At 69.8% G+C, this 18,774-nt stretch carries 16 protein-coding genes, 1 tRNA gene and 1 pseudogene; 4 read left to right on the top strand and 14 right to left on the bottom strand.

Going from position 1 to position 18,774, the window contains the following annotated elements; genetic code table 11:
- Positions 1–37 precede the first annotated feature (37 nt).
- The 11 genes from prmC to J8403_RS15170 all read right to left on the bottom strand — a co-directional run bounded on the left by prmC (position 38) and on the right by J8403_RS15170 (position 13,437).
- Complete coding sequence (gene prmC, locus J8403_RS15120) at positions 38–883, bottom strand: peptide chain release factor N(5)-glutamine methyltransferase (RefSeq protein ID WP_059147679.1); 846 nt, start codon at positions 881–883, stop codon at positions 38–40.
- 54 nt (positions 884–937) lie between these two features.
- Positions 938–2,017 (bottom strand): peptide chain release factor 1, encoded by a 1,080-nt coding sequence (prfA, locus tag J8403_RS15125; RefSeq protein WP_211123646.1) that lies wholly within the window; start codon positions 2,015–2,017, stop codon positions 938–940.
- Between the two features lie 129 nt (positions 2,018–2,146).
- A complete protein-coding gene (gene rpmE, locus J8403_RS15130) occupies positions 2,147–2,371 on the bottom strand; it encodes a 50S ribosomal protein L31 (protein ID WP_030823398.1) in 225 nt (74 codons plus the stop codon).
- Positions 2,372–2,515: 144 nt separating this feature from the next.
- Complete coding sequence (locus J8403_RS15135) at positions 2,516–3,640, bottom strand: LCP family protein (RefSeq protein ID WP_211123647.1); 1,125 nt, start codon at positions 3,638–3,640, stop codon at positions 2,516–2,518.
- Between the two features lie 357 nt (positions 3,641–3,997).
- The gene (gene rho, locus J8403_RS15140) at positions 3,998–6,133 is read right to left on the bottom strand and encodes a transcription termination factor Rho (RefSeq protein WP_211123648.1); all 2,136 of its coding nucleotides are present in this window, start codon (positions 6,131–6,133) and stop codon (positions 3,998–4,000) included.
- Between the two features lie 402 nt (positions 6,134–6,535).
- Complete coding sequence (thrB, locus tag J8403_RS15145) at positions 6,536–7,450, bottom strand: homoserine kinase (RefSeq protein ID WP_014054912.1); 915 nt, start codon at positions 7,448–7,450, stop codon at positions 6,536–6,538.
- A 400-nt stretch (positions 7,451–7,850) separates the two neighbouring features.
- Positions 7,851–8,969: a threonine synthase gene (gene thrC, locus J8403_RS15150; protein ID WP_246585850.1), complete on the bottom strand. Its 1,119-nt coding sequence runs from the start codon at positions 8,967–8,969 to the stop codon at positions 7,851–7,853.
- 59 nt (positions 8,970–9,028) lie between these two features.
- A complete protein-coding gene (locus J8403_RS15155) occupies positions 9,029–10,321 on the bottom strand; it encodes a homoserine dehydrogenase (protein ID WP_211123649.1) in 1,293 nt (430 codons plus the stop codon).
- Between the two features lie 111 nt (positions 10,322–10,432).
- Positions 10,433–11,833, bottom strand: coding sequence for a diaminopimelate decarboxylase (gene lysA, locus J8403_RS15160; protein ID WP_211123650.1), 1,401 nt, complete (start codon positions 11,831–11,833; stop codon positions 10,433–10,435).
- Positions 11,834–11,888: 55 nt separating this feature from the next.
- On the bottom strand, positions 11,889–12,869 hold the full coding sequence (gene nrtL, locus J8403_RS15165; RefSeq protein ID WP_211123651.1) for an ArgS-related anticodon-binding protein NrtL: 981 nt from the start codon (positions 12,867–12,869) through the stop codon (positions 11,889–11,891).
- Between the two features lie 136 nt (positions 12,870–13,005).
- Entirely contained in the window at positions 13,006–13,437 is a 432-nt protein-coding gene (locus J8403_RS15170; protein ID WP_232546197.1) for a response regulator, read from the bottom strand.
- Between the two features lie 213 nt (positions 13,438–13,650).
- Between J8403_RS15170 and J8403_RS15175 the strand changes: the two genes are divergently transcribed.
- Positions 13,651–13,722, top strand: a tRNA-Arg gene (locus J8403_RS15175).
- Positions 13,723–13,922: 200 nt separating this feature from the next.
- Here J8403_RS15175 and J8403_RS15180 read toward each other — a convergent pair.
- Positions 13,923–14,737 (bottom strand): annotated as a pseudogene (locus J8403_RS15180) (S1 family peptidase).
- Positions 14,738–15,143: 406 nt separating this feature from the next.
- On the opposite strand from J8403_RS15180, the gene J8403_RS15185 reads away from it, so the two are divergent.
- On the top strand, positions 15,144–15,704 hold the full coding sequence (locus tag J8403_RS15185) for a hypothetical protein (protein WP_211123652.1): 561 nt from the start codon (positions 15,144–15,146) through the stop codon (positions 15,702–15,704).
- 157 nt (positions 15,705–15,861) lie between these two features.
- On the opposite strand, the gene J8403_RS15190 is transcribed toward J8403_RS15185, so the two are convergent.
- Positions 15,862–16,338, bottom strand: a complete 477-nt coding sequence (locus J8403_RS15190; protein ID WP_425519791.1) for a hypothetical protein — start codon at positions 16,336–16,338, stop codon at positions 15,862–15,864.
- Between the two features lie 92 nt (positions 16,339–16,430).
- Between J8403_RS15190 and J8403_RS15195 the strand changes: the two genes are divergently transcribed.
- Positions 16,431–16,796 carry a MerR family transcriptional regulator gene (locus J8403_RS15195; protein ID WP_211123654.1) on the top strand — a complete coding sequence of 122 codons (366 nt, stop codon included), beginning with the start codon at positions 16,431–16,433 and terminating at the stop codon, positions 16,794–16,796.
- Positions 16,797–16,940: 144 nt separating this feature from the next.
- Here J8403_RS15195 and J8403_RS15200 read toward each other — a convergent pair whose 3' ends face one another.
- Positions 16,941–17,840 carry a DUF72 domain-containing protein gene (locus J8403_RS15200; RefSeq protein WP_211123655.1) on the bottom strand — a complete coding sequence of 300 codons (900 nt, stop codon included), beginning with the start codon at positions 17,838–17,840 and terminating at the stop codon, positions 16,941–16,943.
- Between the two features lie 229 nt (positions 17,841–18,069).
- Between J8403_RS15200 and J8403_RS15205 the strand changes: the two genes are divergently transcribed.
- On the top strand, positions 18,070–18,738 hold the full coding sequence (locus J8403_RS15205; RefSeq protein WP_211123656.1) for a lytic polysaccharide monooxygenase auxiliary activity family 9 protein: 669 nt from the start codon (positions 18,070–18,072) through the stop codon (positions 18,736–18,738).
- Positions 18,739–18,774: the final 36 nt, after the last annotated feature.

An 18,774-nucleotide genomic window follows, 5' to 3' on the forward strand; every position in this document is an offset into this window, starting at 1 on the left:
TCCTCGTACGTGGCCAATGTGTGGTGCGGTGCCGCCGTCACGGCATGGCCTTCCGCGCGGTGGCGAACCGGGGCCGGTTGTTCAGGTCGGGGTGGTCGGCGGCGTCCGCCCAGCCACGCTCCTCCGTGAAGATCCACGGCACCTGGCCGCCCTGGGTGTCTGCGTGCTCGATGACCACCACGCCCCCGGGGCGCAGCAGCCGGTGGGCGGTGCGCTCCAGGCCACGGATCACATCGAGGCCGTCCTCTCCGGAGAAGAGCGCGAGCTGGGGGTCGTGGTCGCGGGCCTCCGGCGCCACGTACTCCCACTCGGTCAGCGGGATGTACGGCGGGTTGCTGATGACGAGGTCCACCTGTCCGTCGAGCTCGGGCAGGGCCGTCAACGCGTCCGCGTGATGGAGAACGACGCGGGACCCCTCGACGTTCTTGCGGGCCCAGCGCAGGGCGCCCTCGTCCAGCTCCACGGCGTGCACCCGGGAGCGCGGCACCTCCTGGGCGAGCGCCAGGGCGATGGCCCCGGAGCCGGCGCACAGATCGACGATGAGCGGTTCGACGACGTCCATCGCGCGGACCGCGTCTATCGCCCAGCCGACCACCGACTCGGTCTCCGGCCGGGGCACGAAGACCCCGGGGCCCACCTGGAGTTCCAGGTAGCGGAAGAAGGCGCGGCCGGTGATGTGCTGAAGGGGCTCGCGGGCCTCGCGACGGGCGACCGCCTCCCAGTAGCGGGCGTCGAAGTCGGCGTCGGGCACGCCGTGCAGCTCTCCCCGCTTGACGCTGTGCACAAAGGCGGCGAGCTCCTCCGCGTCGAAGCGCGGTGAGGGCACGCCCGCGTCGGCCAGCCGCTGAGTGGCCTGCGCCACCTCGGCGAGCAGCACGTTCACTGAATTCCTCCAGCCGGTCCGGACAAGAGCACGAAGCCTACGACGGTGGGTGGCTCAGCCCGCGGCCGCCAGTTTGGCGGCCGCGTCGGCGTCGACGCATGCCTGGATGACCGGTTCGAGTTCACCGTCGAGCACCTGGTCCAAGTTGTACGCCTTGAAGCCGACTCGATGGTCCGAGATCCGGTTTTCCGGGAAGTTGTACGTACGGATGCGCTCGGACCGGTCGACCGTGCGGACCTGGCTGCGGCGCGCGTCCGACGCCTCCCGCTCGGCCTCCTCCTGGGCGGCGGCCAGCAGCCGCGAGCGCAGGATGCGCAGCGCCTGCTCCTTGTTCTGGAGCTGGCTCTTCTCGTTCTGGCAGGAGACGACGATGCCGGTGGGCAGGTGGGTGATGCGCACCGCGGAGTCGGTGGTGTTGACCGACTGGCCGCCGGGTCCCGACGAGCGGTAGACGTCGATCCGCAGGTCGTTGGGGCCGATCTCGACCTCGACCTCCTCGGCCTCGGGCGTGACCAGCACACCGGCCGCGGAGGTGTGGATGCGGCCCTGGGACTCGGTGGCGGGCACCCGCTGCACCCGGTGCACCCCGCCCTCGTACTTCAGCCGGGCCCAGACGCCCTGGCCGGGCTCGGTGGCGCCGTTCCCGCCCTTGGTCTTCACCGCGACCTGGACGTCCTTGTAGCCGCCGAGGTCGGACTCGTTGGCGTCGAGGATCTCGGTCTTCCAGCCGACGCGCTCGGCGTACCGCAGATACATCCGCAGCAGGTCGCCGGCGAACAGCGCGGACTCCTCGCCGCCCTCTCCGGCCTTGACCTCCAGGATGACGTCCTTGTCGTCGCTCGGGTCGCGGGGCACCAGCAGCAGCCGCAGCCGGTCGGTCAGCTCCTCGCGGGAGAGCTCCAGCTCCTTGACCTCGTCCACGAAGTCGGGGTCGTCCTGGGCCAGCTCGCGCGCGGTCTCGATGTCCTCCCCGGCCTGCTTCCAGGCGCGGTAGGCGGCGATCACCGGGGTCAGCTCGGCGTAGCGCTTGTTGAGCCGACGCGCCTCCCGCTGGTCTGCGTGGACCGCGGGGTCGGCGAGCCGCTTTTCGAGGTCGGCGTGTTCGCCGATCAGTTCCTCGACCGCCTCGAACATCGGGGGGCTCCCTGGGTGGTCTGCGTGGGGGTGTTGCGGAGAAGGGGTGCCGGAAGGGCCGGTGACGACAAAACGCCGGTCCGGTCGCCCCAGGGAAGGGGCGACCGAAGACCGGCGCCGTGCGGGTCGCTACTTCTTGGCGGACCCGGCGTTCTTGCCGAAGCGGGCCTCGAACCGCGCCACGCGGCCACCGGTGTCGAGGATCTTCTGCTTGCCCGTGTAGAACGGGTGGCACTCGGAGCAGATGTCGGCACGGATGGTGCCGCCGCCCACGGTGCTACGGGTGGTGAAGGAGGCGCCACAGGTGCAGCTGACCTGCGTCTCGACGTACTCCGGGTGGATGTCGCGCTTCAAGGGATTCTCCTAGGTTCGGGAGGGCACCGGGTCGACGGGCGGGATGCCTGTCGTGAACCGGGACCGACGATCCAGTTTGCCAGTACTGGCCGCATCTCCCAAAACCGGGGGTCGGGCCGGGATATTCCCGGCCCTTCCCGGAGGCTATTTGACGACCTTGCCCGCGTCGGTGGCGTCGCCCGCGGAGCCCTTGGTGGCCGAGGCGGGGACCGGCTGGTCGTTGCGGAGCGCCGTCCATATGAGCTTGGCCTTGCGCTCCATGGGCAGCACCCGGGCCGGGTTCTGCGGGTCGTACTCGACGGGCAGCGTGGTCATCTTCATGTCGCCCGAGCCGATGCCCTTCATCGATTCGGCGAAGCCCTTCAGCTTGGTCACCGAGGCCAGCTCGGAGTCGGTGGTGAGCGCCTTGGTGGAGGTGTCCGCGAGGTCGTAGAGCTTCTTCGGGTTGCCGAACAGGTCGACGTGCTTGACCTGGTCCAGCAGCGCCTTGACGAACGCCTGCTGGAGCTTGATCCGGCCCAGGTCGCTGCCGTCGCCCACGCCGTGCCGGGTGCGCACCAGGCCCAGGGACTGCTCCCCGTCCAGCGTGTGCGGGCCGGGCGCCAGGTCGAGGTGGCTCTTCGGGTCGTGGATCGGGGCGGTGGTGGTGAGGTTGACGCCGCCGAGGTCGTTTATCAGCTGCTTGAAGCCGGAGAAGTCGACCTCGAGGAAGTGGTCCATGCGGATGCCGGTCATGGACTCGATGGTCTTGATGGTGCAGGCCGGGCCGCCGGCCTCGTACGCGCTGTTGAACATCGCCGCCTGCACGGCGGGCGTCTCCTGCCCGCCCTTGGTGGTGCAGGACGGCCGCTGTATGAGGGTGTCGCGCGGGATGCTGATGACGCTGGCCTTCTTGTGGCCCTTGTAGACGTGGACGATCATCGCCGTGTCGGAGCGCGATGTGCCCTCGTCCGTGCCGTACTTCGCGTTCTTGCCGGCCCGGGAGTCGGAGCCGAGGACGAGGATGTCCATCGAGCCGTCGTCGACGTTCTCGGGGCGGTCGGCACCGAGGGCGGCGTTGACGTCGACGCCGGTGAGGTTCCCGTTCAGCTTGTAGTAGAGGTAGCCGAGTCCGGCACCGCCCAGCACCAGCACGGCGGCCAGCGTCCACACCGTGTAGAGCACGGCTCTGCGGCGCGTGCTGGGCCGCTTGCGGCGGCGGCCCGACACTGCCCCGCGGGCGCGGTGGCGGCCCGGGTTTCCCGGTGCGTTGCTGCTGTCCTCGGCCATGTGCTCCTCAGTCCTCTATGTGCTGCCCGAGTACCCCCTGCCGTCACGGTCAGGCGTGGCGTCGCGGTTTCGCGGTGGAGTCTGCCTGTGTTCCGGCCCCGTATTCCGACCTGACAGATGGAAGGCCGTGCGCCAGGGTTGCATACGTGCCATGGCCGGTTTTCGTGCGGGCCGCTGGACGCTCCGTTCGTCCCCTTCGTCCGCCTTACCGCTCTGACCTGCACTTTCGCGGGCGATAACATGATCAGGACCAGTCCGTGGCCCGGCTTGCCGCTGTGGCTCACCTCTCACCGAACGCGGCGAGGCCCCCCGCGGTGCGGGGGGCCTCGTCTACGGAGCGTTCCGGAAGATGTCCGCTCAGTCGCCGTTGTTGCCCGGAGTGGGCGTGGTCTTGGCGATCTGCATCAGGAACTCGGCGTTGGACTTCGTCTGCTTCATCTTGTCCAGCAGCAGCTCGATCGCCTGCTGGGAGTCGAGCGCGTGCAGCACCCGGCGCAGCTTCCAGACGATGTTCAGCTCCTCCGGCGCCAGCAGGATCTCTTCCTTACGGGTGCTGGACGGGTCGACGTCCACCGCCGGGAAGATGCGCTTGTCGGCGAGCTTCCGGTCGAGCTTGAGCTCCATGTTGCCGGTGCCCTTGAACTCCTCGAAGATCACCTCGTCCATCCGCGAGCCGGTCTCGACCAGCGCGGTGGCCAGGATGGTCAGCGAGCCGCCGTCCTCGATGTTGCGCGCGGCGCCGAAGAACTTCTTCGGCGGGTAGAGCGCGGTCGAGTCGACACCACCGGACAGGATGCGGCCGGAGGCGGGCGCCGCCAGGTTGTAGGCACGGCCCAGGCGGGTGATCGAGTCCAGCAGGACGACCACGTCATGGCCCAGCTCGACCAGGCGCTTGGCCCGCTCGATCGCCAGCTCCGCGACGGTGGTGTGGTCCTCGGCCGGGCGGTCGAAGGTCGAGGAGATGACCTCGCCCTTGACCGACCGCTGCATGTCGGTGACCTCTTCCGGCCGCTCGTCGACGAGGACGACCATCAGATGGCACTCGGGGCTGTTGCGGGTGATCGCGTTGGCGATCGCCTGCATGATCATGGTCTTACCGGTCTTCGGCGGGGCCACGATCAGACCGCGCTGCCCCTTGCCGATCGGCGCGACCAGGTCGATGATCCGGGTCGTCAGCCCGCCGGCCTCGGTCTCCAGACGCAGCCGGTCCTGCGGGTAAAGCGGCGTCAGCTTGCCGAACTCCGGCCGCCCGCGCCCGGTTTCGGGCGCCATGCCGTTGACCGAGTCCAGCCGCACCAGCGCGTTGAACTTCTCGCGGCGCTCGCCCTCGCGCGGCTGACGGACCGCGCCGGTGACGTGGTCGCCCTTGCGCAGACCGTTCTTACGGACCTGGGCGAGCGAGACGTAGACGTCGTTCGGGCCCGGGAGGTAGCCGGAGGTCCGGATGAACGCGTAGTTGTCGAGGATGTCGAGGATGCCCGCGACCGGGATCAGGACGTCGTCCTCGGACACCTGCGGCTCGTTGCCGAAGTCGTCGCGGCCACGACGGCCACGGCGGTCCCGGTAGCGCCCCCGGCGGCCGCGGCGGCCGCCGTCGAAGTCCTCGTCGCTCTCGTCGGCGCGCTGCTGGCTCTGGCCGCGCCCGTCGCGCTGCTGGCGGCCGCCGCCCTGCTGTCCGTCGTCGCCCTTGCCGCGGCGGTCACCGCGCTCGCCGCGCTCCCCGCGGTCGCGCTGACGCTCCCGGCGGTCGCCCTTCTGGCCGCGCTCCTGGCGGTCACCGCCCCTGGCGCCCTTGCCCTCGGCGGTGTCGACGGCGGCCTCGGCCTTTCCGTCGCCCTTGGGCTCGGTCCTGGTCTCGGTCTTGGCGGAGGCGTCCGTACGAGTCTCCGTCTTGGTCTCGACCGCGGTGGCCGTGCCCCCGGCGTCGGGGGTGGTGGCGGGCGCGGTGGCGCGGCGGCGGCGGCGCTCACCGGCCGGCTGCTCATCACCCGCGGGCTCACCGGGCTGGCCCGGGATCTCGATCTGCGCTTGCGCGACGGCCTTCTCCTCGGCGTCGGCCTTGTCGGCCTTCTCCGCCTTCCCGGCGGACTTCGAGGACTTGGCGCCGCCGGCCTTCTCCTCGGCGTCATCGCCCGTGCGGGTCCGCGAGGTGGCGCGGCGCTTGGGCTTGGTCGCGCCTTCCGCGGCGGACGGGGTGCTCTCGGCGCCCTCGGCGGAGCCGGAGCCCGCGGCCTGCTTCTCCTTGATGACCTCGATCAGCTGGCCTTTGCGCATCCGTGCGGTGCCCTTGATGCCAAGGCTCGAGGCGAGCTGCTGCAGCTCGGCCAGGACCATGGCGTCAAGGCCGGTGCCCGAGCGGCGTCGCCGCGGGGCAGCGCCAGTGGCAGCACCGGTGGCGGGCGCGGAGGCGTCCGTGGCGGGCGCGTTGTTGCCGACACCGCTGTCGGAGGTGCCGGAGGCGTTCACGCCCATCAGATCGGTGGTGTCGCTCACGAAGGGTCCTTCCCTGGAGCGGGCGTCGGCCTGTCTGGCTCGGCGACCGGTTGTGCTGTCCGGCTGTGGTCCTTCCGTAACGGACCGGGCCGGGGCGGTGGTCCGCCGGGGTACGGCGGAGAGATCAATTCATGGTTCCGACGCGGTGGAGGGTTCACTGAGATCCGCCACGCCGATTCCGGAGCGTGCTCGCTACTGCTCAGGCAGGCTGCTCAGGCAGTGGGGGAGGCTCCCGGAAGAAGGGTGGTCCCGGATGGGGACACTGAGCACCTCGCCTCCGAATAGATCCAAGAGGCATCAAGTGCTGACTTGAGGTTAACACTACCGGATCCAACAAACATTCCCCCTTTCCAAGACCGGCTATCGAGTTTTCCCGGGTCCGGGACGCCCCGGACCGGGGTGTCAGGTGAGCGGCAGGACGCTCGCCCCCCCGGCGTCGAGAGCCAGCCGGTTGGCCGCCCACCCCTCGCCCGCCAGCCGTGCGACCTTGTCGGCCGCACCGTCCTCGACCAGCGCGAGCACCGTGGGGCCCGCACCGGAGATGACCGCGGGGACGCCGTCCGTCCGCAGTCGGTTCACCAGGCTCACGCTCTCGGGCATCGCCGGAGCACGGTATTCCTGGTGCAGCCGGTCCTCCGTCGCCGCGAGCAGCAGCTCGGGACGCCTGGTCAGGGCCTCGACGAGCAGCGCGGCCCGGCCCGCGTTCACCGCCGCGTCCACATGCGGGACGGTGCGCGGCAGCAGCCCGCGGGCGGTCTCGGTGAGCACCGGCCGGCCAGGGACGAAGACCACCGGAACGATGGAATCCGCAGGGTCCATCCTGATCGCCCGGGCGGACCCCGCGTCCGTCCAGGCAAGGGTGAAGCCGCCGAGCAGACAGGCGGCGACATTGTCGGGGTGGCCCTCGATCTCGGTGGCCAGTTCCAGCACCGCCTCGTTGTCGAGCCGCTCGGCGCCGCCTATGGTCACCGCGCGCGCGGCGACGATCCCGGCGCAGATGGCGGCGGAGGAGGAGCCCAGGCCCCGGCCGTGCGGGATGCGGTTGGCGCAGACCACCTCGAGGCCGCGGGGCTGCCCGCCCAGCAGGTCGAAGGTGGTGCGCAAGGAGCGTACGAGCAGATGGCTCTCGTCGCGCGGCAGCGTCTCCGCGCCCTCGCCCGCGATGTCGACGTGCAGCCCGGAGTCGGCCACCCGGACCACCACGTCGTCGTAGAGGCCCAGGGCCAGGCCGAGGGCGTCGAAGCCGGGACCGAGATTGGCGCTCGATGCGGGGACGCGCACTCGGACGGCGGCGGCGCGGAACGCTGGACCGGCCATCGCTCGATGACTCTCCTTGTGGTTACGTGCGATTGCTCGAAGAGGTACGGAACACCGCGGGGGCCGCGACACGTACGGCGACGCCGCGCAGAGGCGAGCGCTCTGCGTCGGGGCGGATTCAGTACAGCCTATCGAAGGAAGGTTCTGTGGCGACATAGGGCGCACGGGAGGCGCACGATGCGTGTCGCGCTCCCTGCAACCATCCGCGACCACTCTACTGGGTCGCCACGCGCGCCCTCGCGCTGCTCTGCCACCACTTGAGTGGATCTTTGGAGAACGGCCCGGAGGGGGCCCGGCGAGCCGCGCGGCCGCGACCCGCCGAAACCCTCATCCCTCCAGGTCACGGCCGTCTGCGGGGCCGGGCCTGGGCACGCCGTGCCGAGCCCCGCGCGGGGCCGGATCAGACCAGCCCGAGCCGTACGGCCGCGGCGTCCGCGTCGACCGGGACCACGACCGGCTGCGGCGCTCCCGCCACCGCCCAGTCCGGGTCCTTGAGCCCGTTTCCGGTCACCGTGCAGACGATGCGCTGGCCGGGGTCGACCAGCCCCTGCTCGGCCGCCTTCAGCAGACCCGCCACGCTCGCCGCGGAGGCCGGCTCCACGAAGACGCCCTCCTGCGCGGCGAGCAGCCGGTAGGCGGCGAGGATCTGACGGTCGGTCACCTCGTCGATGAAGCCGCCGGACTCGTCCCGTGCCTGCTCGGCGTAGGTCCACGAGGCCGGGTTGCCGATGCGGATGGCGGTGGCGATGGTGCTCGGCTCCTTGACCGGCTCACCGCGCACGATCGGCGCCGAGCCGGACGCCTGGAAGCCCCACATCCGGGGCGTACGGGAGGCGCGCGGCCCGCTGTCGGCGAACGGCGCCGCGTACTCCTGGTAGCCCTTCCAGTAGGCGGTGATGTTGCCCGCGTTGCCCACCGGCAGCACATGGATGTCGGGCGCGTCCCCGAGCATGTCCACGATCTCGAAGGCGGCGGTCTTCTGCCCCTGGATCCGGGCCGGGTTGACCGAATTGACCAGCGCCACCGGGTACTTCTCCGACAGCCCGCGCGCCAGCGTCAGACAGTCGTCGAAGTTGCCGTCGACCTGGAGGATCTTCGCGCCGTGGACGAGCGCCTGGCCCATCTTGCCCAGCGCGATCTTGCCCTGCGGGACCAGCACCGCGCAGACCATCCCGGCCCGTACGGCATACGCCGCCGCGGAGGCCGAGGTGTTGCCGGTGGAGGCGCAGATGACGGCCTTGGCGCCGGCCTCCTTGGCCGCGCTGATGGCCATCGTCATCCCGCGGTCCTTGAACGACCCGGTGGGGTTGGCGCCCTCGACCTTGAGGTGCACATCGCAGCCGGTGCGCTCGGAGAGCACCTGCGCGGGAACCAGCGGCGTACCGCCCTCGCGCAGGGTGACGACGGGCGTCGTCTCGCTCACCGGGAGCCGGTCGCGGTACTCCTCGATGATGCCCCGCCAGCCGTGCCACTGGCGGGTGCCGGACATTCGAGGCCCGGCGTCGGCGATTGCGTTCATGATTTCCCTTACTCTCCGCTCACCCTCTGTTCGGCCTCAGCGCGGCCGCTACCCGGCCTCTACTCGCCCTCGACCCGCATGATGCTCGCGACATCGCGGACCGTGTCGAGCCGGCGGAGCGCGTCCACGGTCGACGTCAGCGCGGCGTCGCTCGCGCGGTGGGTCACGACGACGAGGGACGCCTCGCCGTCCTTCCCCTGCTGGCGGACCGTATCGATGGACACGCCATGCTCGGCGAAGACTGTGGCGACCTGTGCGAGAACTCCCGGTTTGTCGGCGACGTCCAGGCTGATGTGGTAGCGAGTGATCACATCGCCCATCGGGCTCACCGGGAGCCTGCTGTACGCGGACTCCCCTGGTCCGGTGGCCTCCGCCAGCTTGTTGCGGCAGGCGGCGACGAGGTCGCCGAGGACGGCCGAGGCGGTCGGCGAACCGCCCGCGCCCGGTCCGTAGAACATCAGCTGCCCCGCGGCGTCGGCCTCCACGAAGACCGCGTTGTACGCCTCGCGGACGGAGGCGAGGGGGTGGCTCAGCGGAATCATCGCCGGATGCACCCGCGCGGTGACCGAGCGGCCGTCGGCGGCCCGCTCGCAGATCGCGAGCAGCTTGACGGTGCAGCCCATGCGCTTGGCGGAGGCGATGTCGGCGGCGGTCACCTCGGTGATGCCCTCGCGGTGCACATCGTCGAGCGTGACCCGGGTGTGGAAGGCGATCCCGGCGAGGATCGCGGCCTTCGCGGCGGCGTCGAAGCCCTCGACATCGGCGGTCGGGTCGGCCTCGGCGTAGCCCAGGGCCGTGGCCTCGTCCAGCGCCTCGCTGTAGCCGGCGCCGCTGCCGTCCATCCGGTCCAGGATGAAGTTGGTGGTGCCGTTGACGATGCCGAGGACCCGGTTGACCTTGTCGCCGGCGAGCGACTCGCGCAGCGGCCGCACCAGCGGGATCGCCCCCGCGACCGCGGCCTCGTAGTAGAGGTCCGCACGGCGCTGCTCGGCCGCGGCGTGCAGCGCGGCGCCGTCCTGGGCGACCAGCGCCTTGTTGGCGGACACCACGCTCGCGCCGTGGTCGAAGGCGGTGGTGATGAGGGTGCGGGCGGGCTCGATCCCGCCGATGACCTCGACCACCACATCGATGTCCCCGCGCTTGACCAGGGCCGTGGCATCGGTGGTCACCAGCTCCGCCGGCACCCCTTCCCGGACCCGGCCGGGGCGCCGCACCGCGATCCCGGCCAGCTCGACCGGGGCCCCGATGCGCGCCGCGAGATCGTCCGCCTGCGTCGTCATGATGCGCGCCACCTCTGAGCCGACCACTCCACAGCCCAGCAGCGCCACTTTCAGCGGACGCGTACGCATCATCCGACCTCGTTTCTCATCCATCGCGTTCATGCATCAGCGCGTTAATGCACCAGTCTCAGGCACTGGACGGGATTTCCTGTCCCGGGTCCAGTATCCGAGATCCTTTTCTCGCTAGCCGACATCGAGCCGCAGGAGATCTTCCTCCGTCTCGCGCCGGACGATCTCACGCGCCTGACCGTCCCGTACGGCGACGACGGGCGGCCGGAGCGCGTGGTTGTAGTTGCTCGCCATCGAGCGGCAGTACGCGCCGGTGGCGGGGACGGCGATCAGGTCGCCGGGCGCCAGATCGGCGGGCAGGAAGGCGTCCCGTACGACGATGTCGCCGGACTCGCAGTGCTTGCCGACGACGCGGGAGAGCATCGGCTCGGCGGTGGAGGAGCGGGAGACCAGCGCCACGGAGTACTCCGCGTCGTAGAGCGCGGTACGGATGTTGTCGGACATCCCGCCGTCGACGCTGACGTACGTCCGCAGCCCCGGCAGCTCCTTGACCGTGCCCACCTCGTACAGCGTGAACGCGGTCGGCCCGACGATCGCCCGCCCCGGCTCGACCGACAGCCGCGGCACCGCGAGCCCGGCCGCGTCGCACTCCCGGTGGACGATGTCGCGCAGCGCCTTGGCGATCTCATGCGGCTCGCGGGGGTCGTCCTCCGAGGTGTACGCGATGCCGAGGCCGCCACCGAGGTCGATCTCGGGCAGCTCGACGCCGTGCTCGTCCCGGATCTCCCCCAGCAGCCCCACGACCCGGTGCGCCGCGACCTCGAACCCGGACGTGTCGAAGATCTGCGACCCGATGTGCGAGTGGATCCCGATGAGCTCCAGCCCGTCCAGCTTGAGCGCCCGCCGCACGGCCTCGGCGGCCAGCCCGCCCGCGAGCGGAATGCCGAACTTCTGGTCCTCGTGCGCGGTCGCGATGAACTCGTGGGTGTGCGCCTCCACACCCACGGTGATCCGGATCTGCACCCGCTGGCGCTTCCCCAGCCGCTGGGCGATGTGCGCGACCCGCGCGATCTCCTGGAACGAGTCGAGCACGATCCGCCCGACACCCGCCTCGACGGCCCGCTCGATCTCACCGGTGGACTTGTTGTTCCCGTGCAGCGCGATCCGCTCGGCGGGCATCCCGGCGGCGAGCGCGGTGGCCAGCTCCCCGGCGGAGCACACGTCGAGGTTGAGCCCCTCCTCGGTCAGCCAGCGCACGACGGCGCGGGAGAGGAACGCCTTCCCGGCGTAGAAGACGTCGGCGTCCTCCCCCTCTGCCTTGAACGCCTCCCGCCAGGCCCGGCAGCGGTCCCGGAAGTCGGCCTCGTCGAGGAAGTAGGCGGGGGTCCCGAACTCCTCCGCGAGCGTCTTGACGTCGATCCCGCCGACGGTGGCGACACCGTCGGCGTTCCGGCCGACGGTGTGGGACCACACGCGGGGGTCGAGCTGATTGAGATCGGCGGGCGGCGCGGCGTAGTGCCCCTCGGGAAGGACATCGGCGTGGCGGGGCCCGGCGGGATGGGCGGAACGGCTCATGCTGTCTCTGCTGTCTCTCTCAAGGTCTTACAGAAGTTCAAGGTCATTCAAGGTCTTACAGATGTTCGGGTGCGCTGATGCCGAGCAGATGCAGGCCGCCGGCGAGCACCGCCCCGGCGGCGTCGGCGAGGGCCAGCCGGGAACGGTGGACGGCCGAGGGTTTGCGCTCGCCCGCGGGGAGCGCCGGGCAGGCGTCATGGAACCGGAAGAAGGCATCGGCGAGGGCGACGAGCTGCCGTGCGAGCCGATCGGGCGCACGGTGCCGGGCGGCGGCCTCGAGGGTGCGGGGGTAGTCGGCGAGGAGAGCGAGCAGGGCGGCCGCGGCGGGGTGGTCGTAGGCGCCGGGCTCGGGCGCGATGCCCAATTGGCCCGCGTTCCTCATCAGGGCCCGGGTACGGGCATGGGCGTACCGAACCCGGAAGAGGGAGCTGTCCTCCCGCTGGGACAGAAGATGGCCGGGGTCGAGATCGGGCAGATCGTGCCCGGCGGGCCGAAGCAGCGCCCAGCGGGCGGCGTCGGGCCCGAGACGGGTGAGCAGATCGCGCCCGGAAACCGGAACGGCCCGCACGACGGGCCCGTCACCAGGAACAACGACTCCCCCGGTGGCATCGACGAGCCCCCGCACCACATGAGCGACCAGCGCGGCCCGGACCTCATCACTGCCCCCGAGCGGAACCGACACCCCGGCGAGCGCATCGCCGTGCCCGTAGCGGAGCCCCTGGGAGAGGACGTCCCGCACGAGCTGAGCGTGGGAGTTGCCCTCAAGGGTGATGTTGAGGAACCCGGGCCCGGCGATATCGACGCGGGCGATCCCGGGAGCGAGTACAAGCCGCCGCCGCAAAACCTCGGCGACAACGAGCGCATCCCCCTCACCCCTGGCCAGCAGCAGGGCGACATTGGTGGCGTAATCCCCGCACCCGGGCCGAGGAGGAATCCGCACCTTCACCCGCTCCGGCACGGCAACGCACAGCTCGTCGTCCTCAACGGCACGACGCACGGTGTGCAGCACAGTGCGGGAGAGCTGGGCGGGAGTCACGGGACCAGCGTATGGGAGGAGGGGGGTACCGAAGCGAACCGGTTTCGCCCATCGGACGCGCACACGGGGCGCACCGAAACGAACCAAAGCCGAGACCCCCAGCCCGCAAGCGACGGGCCGGCCCTGGGGCCCACCACTACCCGGTGGGCCCCACAACCGGCTCGGCATCACCAGGAGCCGCCGCACCGGCCGCGCCCTGCCGCATCAGCCTCCGCACGAGCTCGACAAGATCGACGGGCTCGAAGGGTTTCGCGAGGAAGGCATCGACACCCAGCGCCTTCCCGCTGTCCATCTCGTACTGCGTACACGCACTGATGATCGCGACGGGCACATGACACGTTCGAGCATCAGCGCGCAGCCTCGACGCCGTATGCAGCCCATCGAGTCTGGGCATCACAACATCGAGAGTGATCACATCGGGCCGCACCTGGTGAACGATCTCCAGGCACTCGGCACCATCGGCCGCGGTCACGACCTCGAAGCCCTCCAGCTCGAGGTTGACCCTGATCAGCTGCCGGATGACCTTGTTGTCGTCGACGACAAGGACCCGGCCGGACAAGCCAGGCACACCCTGAAGAGTAGGCGCGCAGCCACGGCCGCGTCCGGGTTTTCCCCACTTCCGCCCCGTGCGAGGGACCTTTCCCCAAGACCCCTGCACCCCCACCTCCACATGCGGTATACGCCCCTCCGCTCCCCCTCCCACCAGCTCCCGATAACCGTTCATGACCACCCTCTGCGAGCTGATAGTGTTCTACCTGTCGCCGCGAGACAGCAGCGACAGGCCCCCGTAGCTCAGGGGATAGAGCAACGGCCTCCGGAGCCGTGTGCGCAGGTTCGAATCCTGCCGGGGGCACCTTGAAGAAGGTGCCAGCAGACCCCGCCATCAGCCCAGCGGCTGAGTGCGGGGTCTTCGCGTACGTGCGGCCGAGGACGACTGCAGGCGAAGAGCCCACGTTTTCGCCGCCATCTGGCCATCATCTGCATGGCGCCGCACTACGGCGTGGCCGCCGAGCATCGCAGCGGATCGATGCGACGCCCGGCGGCCCTCAGGCGTCAGGCGTCGCGCTTGAGGGTCTCCCGGATCCAGTCCGCGTAGGCCGGCACATTGGTGTACAGGCCTGGCCCGGCCGAGCACGCGACTCCCGGGGCCTGGGCCCGAGGTGGCTCCAACGAGTTCCCACCGCCCGTGCCGGCCCTTCTGGAGTTGCGGCCCACCGGAGTCCCCGAAGCACGCCATGGCCTCGGGCACGCGACTGATCGTGCACAGCCGGGTCCGGTCCGCATAGCCGGGGGCGCATTCGGCGTCGGCGCCCCTGCGCGTCTCGAGCTCCCGCAACCGCTCCGCGAACTTCAGTTCGGTGTCGACGGTGGTGCCGAATCCCAGGATCCGGGTGGGGGTGCCGGGTTGGGCGGCCCGCTCCGCGACCCGGATGGGCTTCTCGGTGACCGGGCGGTCCAGACGGATCAGCGCGATGTCGTCCTGGTTGGCGGCCTTTCCGTCACCGTTCACATAGCCGGGGTGGATTGACGGTCCGTTCGATCGCCCGGACGGTTCCCCCGGACTTCCGCTCCTCGCTGCCGATCCGGACGATGCCGTCCAGCTCAAGGCCGTCGCCCTGTACGCAGTGGGCCGCCGTCAGCACCCACTGCGGATCGATCAGCGACGCCCCGCAGGTACCGTCGTACAGCCCGTGCTTCGGGGCCGACTCCGGGATCGTCGCCATGAACGGGTACCGCTCAGTGAGATCGGTCCCGCTGACGATCGCTCCGGCGCTGCCGGTCATCAGGGTGGCGCACGTCGCGACGGCGAGAGCGCCGACGGCGGTGATCCGCGCCCCACGGCGGCGAACCGACTTCAAGCTGAACATCCAGAGTTTCCTTCGCTCGTAGATCCGGATGCGTCCACCCTGCTTGGTCAAGATCTACCGGGCCATCCGGGTAGCGAGCCCGAACACGGTGGGGATAACCCCACCCGTCCGGCCCCGCACCCTCCCTGTCCCTGGGACGGCACATCTCGCTGGGTGAACGGTTCGGCGGACCGTGCGCGGGGGCCGGCCCGGTCGTGGCGACCGAGGGCGAGAGACCGTGGGCGCCCAGGGTGCCGGTTTCGCCCGAATCGGGAGCAGAGTCATGTTCCCGGCGCTAACCTGCCCGCCAGGTAAGGCGCTCAGACTCGCCTACTGCGGCGCTCAGCCACAGGCCGTTGGCCCGCAGGAAGCACACAACCGCACGTTTCCTGGCGAGCGCTGTCGACGACTGGAGGAACGCGCCCCCATGAACGAGCAAGTTGCATCAGCGCTGATATCTGGACTGGTCGCGTTAGTTGTGGGCGGAACCACCGGCGCCCTGACGTGGTTTCAACTCCGCAGAGATCAGAACAAGTGGCGCGTTGACCTCAAATCCGCATGGGCACTCGAACTCCATAAGGCCCGTCTGGAGTCCTATCCGGAAATCTTCTCCACACTCCTCCAACTCTCTCATTACAGCAGCCCGATCACGCGTGAGATTGCCAGCGAGGTATCGCGCAGCTTGAACACGTGGTTCTACTCGACCGGCGGCATGTGTGCAGACAAGACCACCCGCGGCGCGATACTAGGCCTGCGGAAATGCTGCTCCAAGTGGGCCAGGACCGGGTCCGAGCCAACTGACTTCTATAGGTGGCGGAATCTCACCGTCGCCCTGCTGCGTCGTGACCTGGATATCGCGGGGCTCGAATCTTACGACTTCAAGCCGGATGCGACACTGCTCAGCACGCTTGAAGAAGAACTACGGTCCGCTCCACCACGGCATTGGCCATCAGGAACTCTGCCTCGCCGTACTCGGCGGGAACGCTGACGGCTTGGGCATTCGCCTTCCGGTGCGCTTGCACTCCTCGCCTCGCCGCCGCTCACGGGCCTACCACGCCGATGGAACTACCGGGCCAACGGCTCCACGCGCCCCAGGCGCTGTGCCTGCTTGCCCGTGGGCCGCCGCTTCTGCCCCGACCCGGACATCACCGAGCCGGGGCGCTGAGCGGGTGTTCGGCGACCGGACCGGCGGGGTCGTCCGTGAGGTTGGTGCGGGCCCGCCACCACGGCAATAGCTGGACGACGTCGAACGCCACCTCGACGACGAGGAAGAGCCACAGCAGCCGCGGGGCACCGTGGGCCATCGCATACGCCAGCCACGTGGCGAACAGCGTGCGCGCGACACCGTCGAGGAGTCCGTGCAACGGCAGCGGCTTCACGATCCGCAGGAGTGCCCAGACCACCACCACCGAACCCATCAGGTTCGCGTACAGGGTCTGCATCGGGTCGCGGGCGGGCAGAACGCCCATCCCGAGTGTGTCGCCCAGCGACGACAGCGCGGTGTGCAGCAGCGCGTAGCTCCACGGTGTGGCGAATCCCGCTGTGACCACGAGGTCGTACCAGGCACTCGCGCGGACGAGGCGAAGATAGGTGCGGCGAGAAGGGGCGAAAAGACGCATCACGACAAGGCTCCTGCTGGTCTCACGGCAGCGACGGCCTCACCGTAAACAGTGGAGTACTCTCCAAGGTCAAGTCGCGGTTCGGGGGGAGAGCCATGCGTATCGGAGAGTTGGCCGCGCAAGCTGGTATGACCAAGGACACCATTCGTTTCTACGAGAAGATCGGCCTCGTCGCAGGTCAGCGGCTGGCGAATGGCTATCGCGACTTCCCGGCGGAGACGGTGACGTGGCTGCATTACGTCCGCACCGCACAAACGCTCGGCTTCTCGTTGGCCGAGATCGCACAGCACGGCGAGGAACTGAGCGACGCTCCGGATGCCGCTGAGGCGTTGTCCGCGCTGTTGGAGGAGAAAATCCGGGTCATCGACACGCGTATGGCCGAGCTCGCCGTTCTGCGGGCCGATCTCGAGGAGCGCGTCGGCACCGGATGTCCCTTCCGGGCGGCTGACCGGGCCGGCTGAGCACCGAGCCTTTTACGGTATGCCGATTCGTCGCCGAGGTCGCCGAGGCCCTGGCATCGCGTCGCCAACTCCCATCTTCCGGCGACACATATCGCCGGCGTCGCCCGACGGCTCGCCGGCCGGGCACTGGCGATGGCCATGTGGTCACCCCGGGCCCACGGGTGCGCCGAGCAGCTGCCGCATCGACTCCGCGGCGCGGACGGCCGCGTCGGCGCAGCAGTTGTTGAACAGGACGTGGACCTCGTCGGCCCGTTCGGCCATTCCGCGGAGACGCGGGATCCACTCCGTCAGTTCGTCCGTGGCGTAGGTGTGGCGAAACCGCTCCTCCTTGGTCCCCGTGCCCCAGGCGTCGTTACGGCCGTGGAAGCGGGCCACCGCGAGGCGGGGTGAGGTGACCGGAGTGATCGGGGGTATGGAGGCGGGCAGCTTCTGGGTCATGTCCACGGCAACGGCAGACATGTCCCAGTCCTTGAGCAACGCCTCGGTCTCGGCGCGCTCGTCCTCCTGCCACCAGGCGGGGTGACGGAACTCCACAGCGACGGGCCAGTCCGCCGTGCGCTGGGCGCATTGGGCGAGGAACGGCTTTGCCTGTGTGTCGTCCGGGGCGAACCAGGGTGGGAATTGGAAGAGAAGGGTGCCCAGGCGCCCAGCCTTCTTCAGTGGTTCGAGCGCTCCGCTGAAGCGCTGCCATACCTCGTCGAGCAGCCCCGGATCGATGGTTGCGGGCCTCGGGCGTGCACCCCTTCGTCCGGCCAGTGCGGGGCGCAGGTCGGCGGGCAGGGCCTTGGGGGTCGTCGGGTGCCCGGTGAGCAGGGAGAACGCCTTGACGTCGAAGCGGAATCCGTCCGGGGTGCGCTCGGTCCACAGGGCGCTGTTACGGGCGCTGCGCAGGGAGTAGTACGTGGCGTCGACCTCCACCACCGGGAACCGGGCGGCGTAGTGCCGCAGTCTTCCCTCCGCGTCGCGCAGCCCCGGCGGGTACCAGCCGCTGGACACCAGCGCGCGGTCCGTCCATGAACAGGTGCCGACCAGAATCTCGCCCATGCCCTGCCGACTACCCCGGGTCGGGGCGGGCTGCACCGCCGGGGAGGTCAACCTGACTTGGGTTCTGGGCAGTTCGGGGTCGGTCGGCGCTTCGGGGTGGGGTGTTGCCGCCTCGCCTCCAGGTTCGAGGTCTCATGTTTCGAGGTCTCGTCGTTCGGGAAGCAGGCAACTTGGGAGCGCTCCCACCACATCCCCACCACTCCCCACGGACGATGGAGGAAGATCGCGAATGCTTTGTCATGAACGCGGCAATTCCTTACGTTGGGCGTCTCGCGCCCTTGGTCTGCTAGCCGCGGCGCTGCTGTGCCTGATCCCGTGGTCCACCACCGCGAGCGCCCATGGGTCGGTCGTAGACCCGGCCTCCCGCAACTACGGCTGCTGGCTGCGCTGGGGCGACGACTTCCAGAACCCTGAGATGGCGAAGTTGGACCCCATGTGCTGGCAGGCCTGGCAGGACAACCCGAACGCCATGTGGAACTGGAACGGGCTGTACCGCAACGGCTCCGCCGGCAACTTCCCGGCGGTGATCCCCGACGGGCAACTGTGCAGCGGTGGCCACACCGAGGGCGGCCGCTACAACTCGCTGGACACGCCGGGCGCCTGGCAGACGACGAACATCGGCGGCAAGTTCACCGTCAAGCTGTACGACCAGGCCAGCCACGGTGCGGACTACTTCAAGGTGTATGTGTCCCGCCAGGGGTACGACCCCACCACCCAGCCGCTCAAGTGGAGTGACCTGCAACTGGTCACCACGACCGGCAAGTACGCCCCCAGCCAGAACTACGCGATCGACGTCAGCACCTCCGGCTACACCGGCCGCCACGTCGTCTACACCATCTGGCAGGCGTCGCACATGGACCAGACGTACTTCCTGTGCAGTGACGTGAACTTCGGCTGAGCGGCACCCCTTACGGCTCAGGCGCCTGCACCACGA

Origin of the sequence: Streptomyces yatensis (genome assembly GCF_018069625.1) — a bacterium.
GTDB lineage: Bacteria > Actinomycetota > Actinomycetes > Streptomycetales > Streptomycetaceae > Streptomyces > Streptomyces yatensis.